Source organism: Fibrobacter sp. UWB12 (genome assembly GCF_900142485.1).
Classification (GTDB): Bacteria; Fibrobacterota; Fibrobacteria; order Fibrobacterales; family Fibrobacteraceae; genus Fibrobacter.
This window is the reverse complement of record NZ_FRAZ01000001.1, coordinates 295,078-309,079: the sequence shown is the minus strand read 5'-3', so window position 1 is coordinate 309,079 and position 14,002 is coordinate 295,078. Positions and strand designations below refer to the sequence as shown.

General features: G+C 46.6%; 10 protein-coding genes. 5 read left to right on the top strand and 5 right to left on the bottom strand.

Translation table 11 applies throughout. The features are described from left to right. Positions 1–37: 37 nt before the first annotated feature. The gene (gene surE / locus BUA34_RS01230; protein WP_072826926.1) at positions 38–850 is read right to left on the bottom strand and encodes a 5'/3'-nucleotidase SurE; all 813 of its coding nucleotides are present in this window, start codon (positions 848–850) and stop codon (positions 38–40) included. A 519-nt stretch (positions 851–1,369) separates the two neighbouring features. Between surE and BUA34_RS01225 the strand changes: the two genes are divergently transcribed. Together BUA34_RS01225 and BUA34_RS01220 are read left to right on the top strand one after the other, a co-directional pair. Next, positions 1,370–2,230 (top strand): TIGR02147 family protein, encoded by an 861-nt coding sequence (locus tag BUA34_RS01225; RefSeq protein WP_072826925.1) that lies wholly within the window; start codon positions 1,370–1,372, stop codon positions 2,228–2,230. 2 nt (positions 2,231–2,232) lie between these two features. Then, complete coding sequence (locus tag BUA34_RS01220) at positions 2,233–4,032, top strand: FISUMP domain-containing protein (RefSeq protein ID WP_072826924.1); 1,800 nt, start codon at positions 2,233–2,235, stop codon at positions 4,030–4,032. A 109-nt stretch (positions 4,033–4,141) separates the two neighbouring features. Here the strand turns inward: BUA34_RS01220 and BUA34_RS01215 are convergent, their stop codons facing one another. Both BUA34_RS01215 and BUA34_RS01210 read right to left on the bottom strand, forming a co-directional pair. Next, positions 4,142–4,897, bottom strand: a complete 756-nt coding sequence (locus BUA34_RS01215) for a TrmH family RNA methyltransferase (RefSeq protein WP_072826923.1) — start codon at positions 4,895–4,897, stop codon at positions 4,142–4,144. Positions 4,898–4,899: 2 nt separating this feature from the next. Next, a complete protein-coding gene (locus tag BUA34_RS01210; RefSeq protein ID WP_254794266.1) occupies positions 4,900–6,105 on the bottom strand; it encodes a TolB-like translocation protein in 1,206 nt (401 codons plus the stop codon). A 227-nt stretch (positions 6,106–6,332) separates the two neighbouring features. Here BUA34_RS01210 and BUA34_RS01205 point away from each other — a divergent pair, with 227 nt between their 5' ends. Both BUA34_RS01205 and BUA34_RS01200 read left to right on the top strand, forming a co-directional pair. After that, positions 6,333–6,713 (top strand): hypothetical protein, encoded by a 381-nt coding sequence (locus BUA34_RS01205; RefSeq protein WP_072827176.1) that lies wholly within the window; start codon positions 6,333–6,335, stop codon positions 6,711–6,713. 20 nt (positions 6,714–6,733) lie between these two features. After that, positions 6,734–8,359 carry a THUMP domain-containing class I SAM-dependent RNA methyltransferase gene (locus BUA34_RS01200; RefSeq protein ID WP_072826921.1) on the top strand — a complete coding sequence of 542 codons (1,626 nt, stop codon included), beginning with the start codon at positions 6,734–6,736 and terminating at the stop codon, positions 8,357–8,359. 72 nt (positions 8,360–8,431) lie between these two features. On the opposite strand, the gene BUA34_RS15825 is transcribed toward BUA34_RS01200, so the two are convergent. Next, positions 8,432–8,572, bottom strand: coding sequence for a hypothetical protein (locus tag BUA34_RS15825; protein WP_175545404.1), 141 nt, complete (start codon positions 8,570–8,572; stop codon positions 8,432–8,434). Between the two features lie 2 nt (positions 8,573–8,574). Further along, entirely contained in the window at positions 8,575–11,895 is a 3,321-nt protein-coding gene (locus BUA34_RS01195; protein WP_175545403.1) for an InlB B-repeat-containing protein, read from the bottom strand. A gap of 233 nt (positions 11,896–12,128) precedes the next feature. Between BUA34_RS01195 and ilvD the strand changes: the two genes are divergently transcribed. After that, entirely contained in the window at positions 12,129–13,985 is a 1,857-nt protein-coding gene (gene ilvD / locus BUA34_RS01190; protein WP_072826919.1) for a dihydroxy-acid dehydratase, read from the top strand. Positions 13,986–14,002: the final 17 nt, after the last annotated feature.

Below are 14,002 nucleotides of genomic sequence, written 5' to 3'. Positions count from 1 at the left end.
AGTGGGAAGTAGACAGTAGGAAGTAGGAAGCATTTTCCTAAATCATTCCGCCTCCTTCTAACATTTCATTTATTACTTCTAAACTTTCCTGGTCGGTCTGGTCTATGCGGTGTGGAGTGATGGTTGCATACCCTTGATTCAAGAGATAGTCATCGCTATCCTTAGCTTGCTCATTCCACAGCTTGTCGCCATCCAGTTGCCACAAGTTCCCCTCATGGGAATAGTGGTCCGTAAACATTCCAAGGGCCATCTTTGTAGCCTTAAATCCTTTGAAGGTTTCGGCGGTAGCCTTTGGGAAATTCACGTTCCAAAACGTTCCTACAGGAATCTGTTCAAACAGGCGATTTTTCACAACAGACACGGCAAATGACTTAGCGACATCTAGCATATTCGCATTCGTTCCACGGAGCGAAAGCGCAATCCCCGGCACGCCCCAAAGAGCAGCCTCACGAGCACCAGCAACCGTCCCCGAATAAAGCGACGACACGCCAGAATTTTCACCAAGATTCACGCCCGAAAAACACACGTCAAACAGCCCCGGACCGGCCCCCTCAGTGGAAAGCCCATGAGTTGCAAAATGTCCCAATGCAAATTTGACGCAATCCGCCGGCGTCCCCGACATCGAATAAAACTCGACATGACCTTCAGCGACATCAACTGGATTTCGCTTTTTTAGAGCAAGCCCACGACGGACTGTAAACGCATGCCCGACACCACTCTGTTCCACTTCTGGAGCAAACACAAAAACCTCCGCGTAGGGCGCAAGAGCACACGCCAGAGCGTGCATGTAGCCACTCTGGATTCCATCATCATTAGCGATGAGGACCCTAGTTTTTGAATTGTCGTGCATGTAAGATAAAAGATAGAAAAAACTTACCAAAATCACTTAGAATCAAGCATTTTTCAGCAAGGAATCAAGGCGCGCAGCAAGCATTTCTGCGGTTGAGCGACGCATGCCATATCGTCCAAAACACCCCGTATTTCGACAATACGGACTTATCGAGAAAACGCCCCCAAAAACAACGACATTTTGCCTTTTCGGACCCCATCACCATACGCCGAGTAATCCTCTAAAACTTCAATTCTTTCGCACGTAACGAAACATCGTTTTCATAAACATATTCCACGCAATACAGGTTACATAGAACAGCAGATAAGTTAACAACATTAAGTCAAACATGTGTATACAGTCCCCAAATGACATACACCACCAGCAAAAATCGATTTTTGTTTTATAAAACTTCAATTTTGTTTTATAAAATCAAAAATTTTTAAAAACATATATCAAAAATCAAACTTTTTTGAAAAATTTTAAGTTTTTTGTTTTATATCTATTGACATTCCAAACAAATTTCTTTATTTTATTACCATGCTTAAATCAGTCATCGAATATCAGAATTATCACCAATACATTCAAGACTACTACTCCGAAAAAAAGAGTAGTTCCGCATTCACATGGCGAGAGTTTGCAAAGTTGGCCGGATTTGCCTCCGGTTCCTACCTCAAGCTCGTCAGTGACAACAAAGCAAAGCTTGTAGAAGAAGGCGCTCAAAAAACCGCTTTAGCCATGGGACTGCAAGGCTTCGAATACGACTATTTCATGTTGCTCGTTCAATACGAAAACGCAAAGAACGACCAACAGAAAAAGAAATTTTTTGAAGAAATCCAAGAACTTTCATCGGCACACAACGTCAAGTTGCTCGGCAGCGAATCCTACACTTACTACGAATCCTGGCTTCATTCCGTAGTCCGCGAACTCGCACCCGCGATGCCAGGCTCCAAGCCATTGGAAATTGCCAAAGCGATTCGCATTCCGGTCACCGCCGCCGAAATAAGCGAAAGTTTGCATTTCCTTGTCAAGAACAATTTCTTGAAGATGGACGAAAACGGCAACTACCATCAAACCGATAAATTGCTCACCACAGGGCGTTTAGGCTTTGTTTCCGTTCCCGTTCATTCCCTTATTCGAAAAATGGGAGAATTCGCATTGCAAGCATTCGAAGACCTTCCCATTTCAGAAAGGCACTTCAGCGGCCTTACCATGGGCATGACAGAGAAAAGCTACAACGAAGTCATCGAAACCCTTAAGGAATGTCGCAAAAAAATTTTCGCCATCGTTTCAGCCGAAGAAGATGTCGAAAAAATTTGCAGACTCAACGTACAGCTTTTCCCTTTAACAAAGAATATCAAAAAACGTTCCAAAGAAGACACATCGAACAGCGAGGTTTAACAATGAAGAATTTTTCTTTAAAACTCTTTAATGCTGTTGCTCTTATTGCAGGCATCAGCGCCTGTAGCGATATCAACACCGCCGGCGGTATAAGCGAAGAAACCGAAGGCGTTACCGCTCTCTTGGGCAAAAAATTTTCCGGCGCCGTACAGAAAGGTCCTTTTGTAGAAGGTTCCAGCGTAGTTCTCAAGGAAACTTCGGCAGAAGGTAACCTTGAGCCCACCGGCAGGGAATTCGAAACAAAGGTCCTTAACGACGATGGCGATTTCAAGTTTGGCGACTTAGATTTGGAATGCCAATACGCGATTCTCACCGCCGAAGGCCACTACACTCGCGAAGTCAACGGTGAACGCTCCCACTGTTCTCTGCGCCTCAACGCGGTATCCAATTTGGAAAAACGCAACACAGCAAACATCAACCTCTTGACACATTTTGAATACAAACGTGTTTTGAATTTAGTCAAATCAGGCAAGACATTCGCTCAAGCCAAGAGACAAGCCGCCACTGAAGTTCTTGGTGCATTCGGTGTCAGGATAGAGGTCCCCGCAGCAGAAGATTTGAACATCTATAATTCTTCAGACGCCGATAGAACGCTCTACCATATCAGCATCTTTGTCGATACCCAAGATTTCACAGATCCCTGGAACGGAGAAGGCGATAAATGGGAATATAAGATGGACCCAGCCAACATAAACTGCTCCAAATTGCAAGCATACGTCGATAAGTATGCCGATGACTTTGCTGAAGATGGCACACTCAACGACTCTTTGTTGGCACCACTTGTCGGAAATGCCTACATAACAAACAGCTATTTTGGCAACGTGATGTACGAAGGCGAAACCGGAGCAAAAGGCAGAGATAAGTACGAGCTCATGGCAGAAAGAACTCAATTTTACAGGTTGGTTCTCGCGCAATATTTTGATTTCGAAAGTTGCACAGAAAATCGCTGGGGCGAAACAAAAAGAATTGACAAGCCCCTTGAAGTTTACGACGACGAGGAAGACGAAAACAAGCTCCAATCTCCAAACTACTTCCTCTGCGATGGTTTCGACTGGCATCTGACTACAAAACAGCATATCGATTCACTCAAGATGAGAATCGACCATGAAATAGGAAGCATGACCGATCCTCGAGACGGCCACAAATACCAAACCGTAATTTTCGAGCACAACGGTAAAACATACGAATGGATGGCAGAAGACCTAAGATTTGTCACGCTTTCGGATTTACCCAGTAACGGCAAAAAGTCTCCATTTATTACAGATGGCATTTATAGCTGGACCAATGCCATGCAAATCGATGTCAAATACTTGTGGGAGCCTGTTGAAGAAGGCTTAATCGATTCAGTTCATCAAGGCATTTGCCCCGACGGTTGGCACATCGCCAGCACCAACGATTGGAAAAACTTAATCAACTATGTCGGTAATGCCGGTAACCTGCTTGACGAGACTTGGAGAACCGATAAAGAAACCGCTATGGCAAAAGATATGACAGGCGTATTCTTCAACAAATTCGACTTCAATCTAAAACCGATGGAAAAGAAATACCTAAATGTCACTTACAACACCTACTCTCACAATACATTCACTAGAGACAAGGAGATGGAACTCGATTCATTGCTGCATCATTACACCGCTGTCGGAGATACCGAAGGTGTGGAATGGGCGAAAGCGAACTTGAATTCCCTCCGTGACTTTCAGGAACTCCAAAGCTCCTTTAAAATTTCGGTCAGCAGTGGCAGAGGTATTGGCGGGCCTTCAGGCCGGCAACAGAGAGCACGCGTACGCTGTGTAAAGAACTAAAAATAGCATCCCCTAAATTTGGAACCCATGTGTTTGGGCAAGGGGAATGTGAGGAGGAAAATCCCGCGGAGAAATCCGCGGGACTTTTGTTTTAACAATTCTATCTGAATTACTCGCCCTTGGCGCTTCTCAAGCAAAATGCCATGATGGCAAAAGCGCCAGCCACATTCATGCTCGCCTTTCGGCCAGCCATCGGAATCGTGACTTTCATGGTCGCCTGTTCCATAATTTCGGGAGCAATGCCAAGTTCTTCATTACCGAGCACAATCAAGCCCTTTTCAGGCCATTTTACGTTGTTTATACTCGGAATATCTTCGCCAGTTTCAAGCGCAATAATTTCGTAACCGTTTTCCTTGTGCCATTTGATACATTCGAACGGATCGTCCCAACGCTTAATCGGAATCCACTCCTGACATCCACGTGCAGCACTTTTAACCGTCACATGGTCCGGGCCACAGCTGTAACCACTCAAATGCACACCTTCAAGGCCAAAACAATCCGTACTGCGAATGATGGAACCGACATTGAAAGCGCTACGCAAATTGTGAACAAGCACCGCAAATTGAATTGGCTTTTCATTGGCAACTTCGCGGTCGCCCGGTTCCTGTTCCAAATAAATGTCACGTTCAAAACCAAGACCAGCACGAGTGCGGAAGGTTTTGTACAAGTCAATCATCTGCGCTTGATTCTTGCCCACCAGACGTTCAGATTCGGGCAAATGCAGCCACTCGGCGTAAGTTTCAAATTCACGACGAGCACGTGGCACATCGTCGCCCAACTGCAGAATAATGACGCGCAAAAGTTCCGCCAAGCGTTTGAACTTGGAGGTTTCTTTCATCGCTAAAAATTTTGGTTCAGTGTACATTGTTACTTCTGTGGAGCAAGTGCCTTCACTGCATCCGTCAAGCGGTCAATAGCCTTGATGAGTTCATCCATCTTGGCATCGCTTACGCCTCCAGCAACAGCGGCAGCAGTTGCATTCGCGGCAGTTTCAACAGCCTTAGCTGCAGCAGTCGGAGCTGCGCTCACAGGAACCTTGCCAAACCAGATATCCGGCCAGCGGTCATTACCACTGTTGTACGTAATACGCGTTGCAGTTTCGACAGGTTCACCAATCTTCCACAGATAAAGTTCATAGTCGAACAAGTCATGGTCGTGGCCCTTGTCGGTTGCACCCCACACAAGCCACTTGCCATCAGGCGAGAGGCGCGGGAAGTATTCATGACTGCGGCGGCCCGGCAAATCCATCAGCTTCACGTTCTTCGGGATACCAAAGAAGCCGACCTTTTCCACCTGCTTGCCATCCTTAGCAGTAAACCACAAAATTTCACTCGGAGCAGCCGTACCACCGTTACCCGTAGGGTTCACGCGATAAAGCTTAGAACCGTCAAAGTTCCAGTCAATTTGACAACCATCGCCAGACTTTGTCCAAGATTTCTTAGCCAAGTCCCACACGCCCGTTTCGCGCATAGAACCGCGGAGCGTAATGGCAAGATGCTTTCCATCCGGACTCATGTTCGGTTCCTGCAAAATCACGCCAGCCTTATTGAACGCTTTTTCGCCATCAAGCACAAGCGTTTCTTTTTTGCTTGCGAGGTCCATCGTAAAGACCTTGCCGGCACGGCTAAACACAATCGACTTGCCATCCGGACGCCAAGTGCCCCACGTTGCATTTTCGACAATCTTCGTCTCGTTCGTGCCGTCAATACCGACAGTCCACAAGTCCCACTTTTCAGGGTAGTTTGCATCGTTTTCAGGAACCCAGCCAGCCTTGCTGCGGTTAAAGAGCACCTTCGAGCCATCAGGTGCTACACGCGGGAACCAGTCCACATTGTTGCTCTTGGTAAGCGCACGGGCATTCGTCCCGTCAGCGTTCATAATCCAAATGTCATGGTGCGGATTTGCTCGGCTCGTTGCCCACACAATAGCACCTTCGAGTTTTCCCTTCAAGGCATCGAGAGCCTTCTGTTCTTCGGGAGTTGGATCGACAGAAGCACCCATCGGAGCACCCTGTGCAGCAAACGCGGAAACGGCCAAAAAGCCCATCGCAGAAATCAAAGCAAACTTTTTCATTTTCATATTAAAAAAGATAGTAACACGCAGAAAAAAGTTTGAAAGAACGCCAAATATCGCATCATTTTTCCGCAAAAACAGCAGTAAGTTTTCCGTAAGATTTCTAACCGAATAAAATATACACATAGAGAACGCCTCGAGAACATTTAATGATTTTAACAGATTTTTTCGCAACCGCTTATGGAAACGTCAATATATTTTTACAACGAGTGAAGAGTGGAATGAAAATGAGATACCAGATTTTTAAAATCCTGCTACTAGCTGGAATCATAGCTACAGCTTGGAACTGCTCCGAAAGTGCGGCAGTTCAGGAACCTGCATCCAAAACCACAACAGGTGGTTTGGACATTCAAATTCCGCAAAACATCGTCGTAAGCGAGCCCAGTTACTTCTACCAACTTGGCACAAGCTATTATGTCATTGCACCGACAACCATGACCGTAAGCAATGGTTTTGGAAAAGTCATCGGTACATTCAATACATCCACAGGCGCCATCATGTCACTTTCTGGCGACATCATTGCTATCAACTTAGATTTGAGCAAGCTGCCCGTGGTCGCACCGACTAAACCTTCGAAGAACTTGATTGCGATTGATCTGGACATGTAGCAATTTTTATATTGCAGTCCATGAGTGACGCCTTCGACAAACGCATCAAAAAGCACATCATTGGAAAACCGCATCGTTTTTTGGCGGTAGTGCCACTCGGTTTCGAACAAACGCTCATTAACGAACTTAAGTCCATAGGCGTCGAAACATTCAATGCAAATAATCCTGTAGATCAGCCTCACATTGTTGGGGACGGCAAAGTTGAATTCACTGCAAAAATAACGGAAGCCTGGAAAGCGGTCGCATTCAGTCGCATTGCAAATCGCGTACTGATGCACATAGCAGACTTCAAAGCAGAAAACTTTCGCGAGCTCGAAAAGAAAGCCGCAGAAATCCCGTGGGAATTGTATTTACCAGACGACAAATGCGTAGGACGAGCGTCGCGACCATGCTTGCATGAGCATGACCGAGTCCAGCATTTGGGATTAGAGCGAAGCGATAATCCAAAGACAAGCAACGTCATCCCGAACTGCGCGAAGGATCCAGTTAAGTTCACCAACGCATTAAACATTCACGTTACTTGTAAACATTCTCGCCTGTACCACAGCGATGCCATCGCTGAACGCTTGTATAAAATAATAGAAGGGGTAAGCCTCCCCCTCGCTCCTGCCGACTCGGCATCCGCTACCCCCTCTGCGGGGGCACCCCGCAACGCCCCGATGCAAAACCTATACGTTACCCTCATCGATGACCGTTGCACCATTTGGCAAGACCTCGCCGGAGAAGAGCTCTACAAGCGCGGCTTTGAGCGATTCGTGAACGACGCCCCGCTCAAAGAAACCATAGCCGTTGCGATGATCTTCGAAGCTATAGAGATCCTTCGACTTCGTGCTACGCACTCCACTCAGGATGACACTGAACATCCGCGAAACATCACCCTTATCGATCCGATGGCCGGCAGCGGCACATTCAGTCTCGAAGCCGCCAGCATTGCAAATAAAATCATCCCCGGCATATGCAGAGATTTCGCCCTCAAGCATCACCCCGCCTTTAAAGAAGCCACCTGGAATTTTATTACGCGAAGCGGCACACCGAACGATACAAGAAGCAACACACCTTCACACGTCACCCTGAGTGAAACGATATACGAGACTAGGGGCTTCAGCCCCTTAGTGGAGTTAGGTTCGAAGGAGCAGGGCCCAATAAAGTCTTGTAATGCGACAAGGCTTCCCATCATCGCTAAAATTCTAACGAGCGACATTTCCGAACGCTCCATCGAAATCATCAATCACAACGTAGATTGCTGCCCGCTCGCAAGCATCGAGCCCAAGCCCATCACTCCGCAAATCCGCGACTTTTTCTCTTATACTGCAAAAGAAATCGCAGATGCAAGCGATAAAGCCTCCCCCATTATCGTACTGAATCCACCCTACGGCAAGCGTCTCGATTTCGATGCACCAAAGCTATATACAAAAATAGGCCGTAAGCTTACACAGCTTGGAAACGACCTTAAACAGTTCCACAAAGAACTTACGGTTGCCATCCTTGCACCCAAAGACGACACCCACGTAGGTTCCAAATATACTTGCACATCAAATCTATTGCGCGAATGTTCCGCGTTATCGCCCAAGCGCAATCCCACAGCAAAGCAAATCGTCACCAGCCATGGCGGATTTAGCCTTAATGTGTTTATCGCCAAAGTTTAAAGAAACGCAAAAAATTCCACGGACCGAAAAGGTCCGTGAAAAAAGTTTATCCATTCTCAATGAAGGCTTTAATTAAGCCAAGCGATCTGTATCGCAAGGAATGGGAGCCTGTCCCACTTCACTATCGTTCGAAACATCCAATAAAGCAACTTGAGTTTTCAGGCCGATAACCTTCATATCAGGCGCAACGTATTCTCTTTTTTTCTGTTCCATAATTAATAAATCCTTACTCGTTTGCCGTTATAATAATAAATTCCCTTAGCCGTTGGCTTAGCTTTCAATTTGCGTCCCAACATATCGAACCAACCGTCAAGCAATTTCACCTGACCAGGTGCAGATTTCCACATGTTGAAAGCAGGAGCCGTTTCGCCAAATCGTCCTTGTTTTCCATCTACAACCACGATTTCCATCGTTTCCGGCAAAGCAAATTCATCTATAGATGCCGATGTTGCCGTTTTGGATAAGTATCCCGAAGCCACCTTTTGAGGTGCAGAGATCTTAGATTGAGGTGTATAGAGGAGGTAAGCACGGAACGGATAAATGTATGCATTTGCGACATTTCGTGCGAACTGTCCCACAGGAACGTTCTTCGTAGCCTTGGCTGTATAACCATAAGCAAAACCAAGTTCCTTGTCACCAGCAGCCCATTGCTTGTAAGAATACATTCCACGAAGTTCCCACAAGCCATCCGTGCTCTTAGTGTTTTTCGCATCACTTGTATTCATTACAACAGACTCGCCATCACCAATGTTGAACGAGAGATGTTCCTTGGTGGTACGGATGATATACGGCTTATTGGCTTGAATCTTATCACCTTCCACAAGGCTAATCTGAACTTTTTTAGTTCCACCATCGTTTGCAACTCCCTTAAACTCATAGAATTCAGCACCATCGACCTTGCTCTTTGCAATGGTAAAGGGCAACACAATCGTAGAGTACATTTTATCATCATCAGTTTTGTTCACCGGGAACTTACGATCGTAAGACACAAAGCTAACACCAATATCGCTATTAATATTAACCTTGCTCTTTGAACCGTTTTCCATCACAGCGCAATTCACGCCATTGTCCCTATAAATCTTAACAGCTCCATAGGTTTTAAATGCCGAGAAACTATTCCACTTTGCATAGAACGTCAAATTACCTTCAGTTCCACTCTTAATCTGTGTTACTGCAGAACCCGTGAACTTTTTGTTATCGTACCAACCATCAAACTTATAGCCGCACCTAAACGGAGATTTCAATTCAATCACCTTACCGTCTTCTACATCTTCATCAACATAACTATCTACATTCGCAGAATTGTTAACGCCACCGTCCAGCTCATATGTAATCTTATATGACAAAGCCTTCCATCTCGGGAACAGCATTATTGATGCATTCTCCTTGTATTCAGCATCTAAGTCATAAATCTTAGTACTATCGGCATTCAACCAGCCAACTTGTCTGAATTCTTCACGATGGAAATAATCTTTGCCCTTAAGCTTTACAGATTTTCCATAAACAAGAGTATCCGGAGCAAGCGTTCCGTATGCATCAGGACCCGCCAAATAGTAAATCACGTATTTTGTTGCTTCCCATTCAGCATACAAGTCCTTCTTGCCTGTTGTTCCCTTGGTCACCTGTGTTGCCTTTTCATTAAACTCAGCATCATAATACCAGCCCTTAAAGACATGGCCATCCTTTACAGGCGCTTCAAACATAAACGTTTCAGTATCAATATCATAAGATGCCGGATTCTTTGCGTTATTGGTTCCGCCATCCAAATGATACTCGATATCATACTTTACTTTATTCCATTTAGCATAAAGTATCTCATTTTCGTTAATTACAGTACTTTCAAAATTAAACTTGTTTTCGCAAGTAGATTCAGTATACCATCCATCAAAAGCATAGCCTTCATCCGGAACAGGAGCTTCCGGAGCGGCTATTTTTTGCCCTTCTTCGGCAAGAACAAAGTCAACAACAGTCTTGCCACGGCCATTATCATTAAAGGCAACTGTATAGAAAACAGCTTCGTTCCAAACAGCATACAGCGTTTTTTCTGCAGTTATTGTCGGAAGAACATCAAGCGCCTCTAACGCTCCAGACTCACTAGCCCAGCCCTTAAAGTAATACTTTGTACTACTTTCTGCATCTGTATATGTAAATGGCAATTCCAAGTTATTCACGGAAACTCTTTCACCTTCGACCACAAGAACAGTTTCTTCTTCATTTCCATTGGGAAACTTTCCTGGAGCCGCACTAAGTGTCACTGCATAAACGGGTTTCCATACAGCATAGATTGTCATAACCTTGTTAACCTGTCCCAAATCACTAGCAGGTTCATTGGCATCACTCGTCAAAGCCCAGCCTGCAAAAGCAAAACCTTCACGGACCGGCGTCGTAATTTCATCGCCCGTAATAGTTTTTCCCCTTTCAATGAATTTCCTTTTCTTTGCCTTTGCAGGGAAAGCACCTTCATTCGCATTGAACGTCACCATAAAGCCATCAGCACCATAACCCTTTAAGGATACAGCCGAGTCTCCGGTAAACCAGGTTTCACCTTCTGTAATACTACAGGTGCCACTCGATTCCGTCCATACACCGCCATTCATCACACAAATGAATGGTTCACTATTAGGTTTTTTAACACCTTTAGAACCATCTTGCGTATTTTCTCCATTTATTTGACCAATACCAGCGTCAGCAGCTTCCGAATTATAAAAAGAACTTTCAACAACTAAAGCTTTATCACCGAGTTGCTGACCAACAATACCACCAACATGGCCTGTTTCCGTACTTTCCAATGCACTCCCTTCATAAACGCAGGATTGTATTGTCACGGCATTATCTTTTGTCAATCCAACAATACCACCAACTTCAACATTCTTACCCGAAGCGCGAATTTCAACAGAACTCAAGCAATTCGTGATTGTACCATTGTGCAAGTTACCGACAATACCACCAACACCTTGCCCGTTACCACTTGTAATAATAGAACCAAACGCAGAACAATTTTCAATCGTTCCGCTCTGTTGCCAGCCAACAATTGCACCCACCGAAATCTGGTTAGATGAACCCACAACACCTATATTCGTGGAACTTTGGATATTCACTTTTTCAAGAACTAAATCTTTGACTTTTCCGCCAGCACCCAAAACACCAATAAAGGCGATATTCTGCCCATACCTAGGATCATCTTTCTGCTTAGCAATCGTTTCTCCATTGATAGTCAAGTTGGAGATAATGTGGCCATTACCATCAAAGACACCCGTATAATGCCTGTCACCGCCACCACCGCAAATAGGCACAAACAGATGATTGCCCATATCAAGATCAGTCATCAACTTAACATTGACTTTATAGTTCAGAGTACCTTGATTAGACTCTTTGATATTCAAAGAATCCGAAAGCCAAGCCAATTGAGCTTCGTTTTCAATCAAAAAAACGTCATCAGTATTCTTACTTGGCTTTTCCTTGGAAACCCCATCCCAAGCTGCAAAAACTTGCCCCATGCCAACCACGAGGCTGATCAACATGATAATTCTTGTCATAGAGCTATACCCCTTCATTAAGATTCTCTTTTTGTTTAATATAGATTAAGACCAGAGTTTTCAAAATAAAATGTAATATTTTAATAACAATTTTTACATAAAATATATTACAAATCACAACAAAGCCTGTTTTTTGGTCCAAAAAACTTCATAATTGTGTGCAAATCCACTTTTTTTCTACATTTTGACCCAAAATTTGGCGCAGTAGCCGCCGCATTCATGAGGATTAAATTATGCCGAAACTTCGTTCGCTCAAGACTATGGAAGGCCGTGAAATGGCCGGTGCACGTGCCCTTTGGCACGCAACAGGAACCAAGGTTGAAGACTTTGGTAAGCCAGTGATTTGCGTCGTGAACAGCTACACTCAGTTTGTTCCGGGCCACGTACACCTCAAGGACTTGGGACAGGTTGTCGCCCGCGCTATCGAAGCCGCAGGCGGTGTCGCGAAGGAAATGAACACCATCGCTGTGGACGACGGTATCGCTATGGGCCACGACGGCATGCTCTACAGCTTGCCGAGCCGCGACCTCATTGCCGACTCCACCGAATACATGGCAAACGCTCACCGCGCAGACGCACTCGTTTGCATTTCTAACTGCGACAAGGTGACTCCGGGTATGCTCATGGCTGCCATGCGTCTTAACATTCCGGCAATCTTCGTTTCTGGCGGCCCGATGGAAGCTGGCCACGTCACGACGAAGGACGGCAAGGACCGCGCTCTCGACTTGATCGACGCCATGATTGATTCCGCTGACAACACTATCAGCGACGAAGAAGTGGCCGCCATCGAAGCAAACGCTTGCCCGACTTGCGGTTCCTGCTCCGGCATGTTCACCGCAAACTCCATGAACTCCCTTACCGAAGCTTTGGGCCTTAGCCTCCCGGGCAACGGCACGATCGTTGCAACTCACGCCGAACGTAAGAAACTCTTCGAAGCTGCCGGTAAGCGCATCGTGGAACTCTGCCACCAGTATTACGATTTGAACGACGAAAGCATCCTCCCGCGCAGCATCGCCACGAAGGACGCCTTCGAAAACGCCATGCGTCTCGACATCGCCATGGGCGGTTCCTCCAACACCGTGCTCCACTTGCTCGCTGTGGCACAGGAAGCTGGCGTGGACTTCACCATGAAGGATATCGACCGTCTCTCCCGCAACACGCCGTGCATCTGCAAGGTCGCCCCGACCGTCCACAACATCCACGTCGAAAACGTGAACCGCGCTGGCGGCATCATGGGCATTCTCGGTGAACTCGACCGCATGGGACTCATCCACAAGAATGCAAAAACCGTTCACGCCGCCACCATGGGCGAAGCTCTCGAAGTGAACGACCTCAAGCGTAACCCGAGCGCCGAAGCCAAGCAGCGCTACCTCGCTGGCCCGGGCCGCAAGTACAATATCGAAGCCTTCTCTCAGAACTTCATGTACCCGGATCACGACCTCGACCGCGCAAACGGCGCTATCCGCGATGGCGAACATGCCTACACCAAGGACGGCGGCCTCGCTGTTCTGTACGGTAACCTCGCTGTGGACGGCTGCATCGTGAAGACCGCAGGCGTTGACGAATCCATCTGGAAGTTCACCGGTCCGGCAATCGTGTTCGAAAGCCAGGAAGAAGCCGTCGAAGGCATCCTCGGCAACAAGGTGAAGGCTGGCGACGTCGTCGTCATCCGCTACGAAGGCCCGAAGGGTGGCCCCGGCATGCAGGAAATGCTCTACCCGACCTCTTACCTCAAGAGCCGTCACCTCGGTAAGTCCTGCGCCCTCCTCACCGACGGTCGTTTCTCCGGCGGTACGAGCGGTCTCTCCATCGGTCACGCTTCTCCGGAAGCAGCCAACAAGGGCAACATCGGCCTCGTGCACACGGGCGACGTTATCGAAATCGATATTCCGAACCGCACCATCAACGTGGAACTCACCGACGCCGAACTCGACGCCCGCCGCAAGGAAATGGAATCTCGCGGTGCCAAGGCTTGGAAACCGGAAACCCGCAACCGCGTGGTGTCCAAGGCACTCCAGGCATACGCTGCTATGGCATCAAGTGCAGATAAAGGTGCTGTCAGAGACTTATCTCTAATTGGAGTTAAATAAGGGCATCTCCTTTTTAT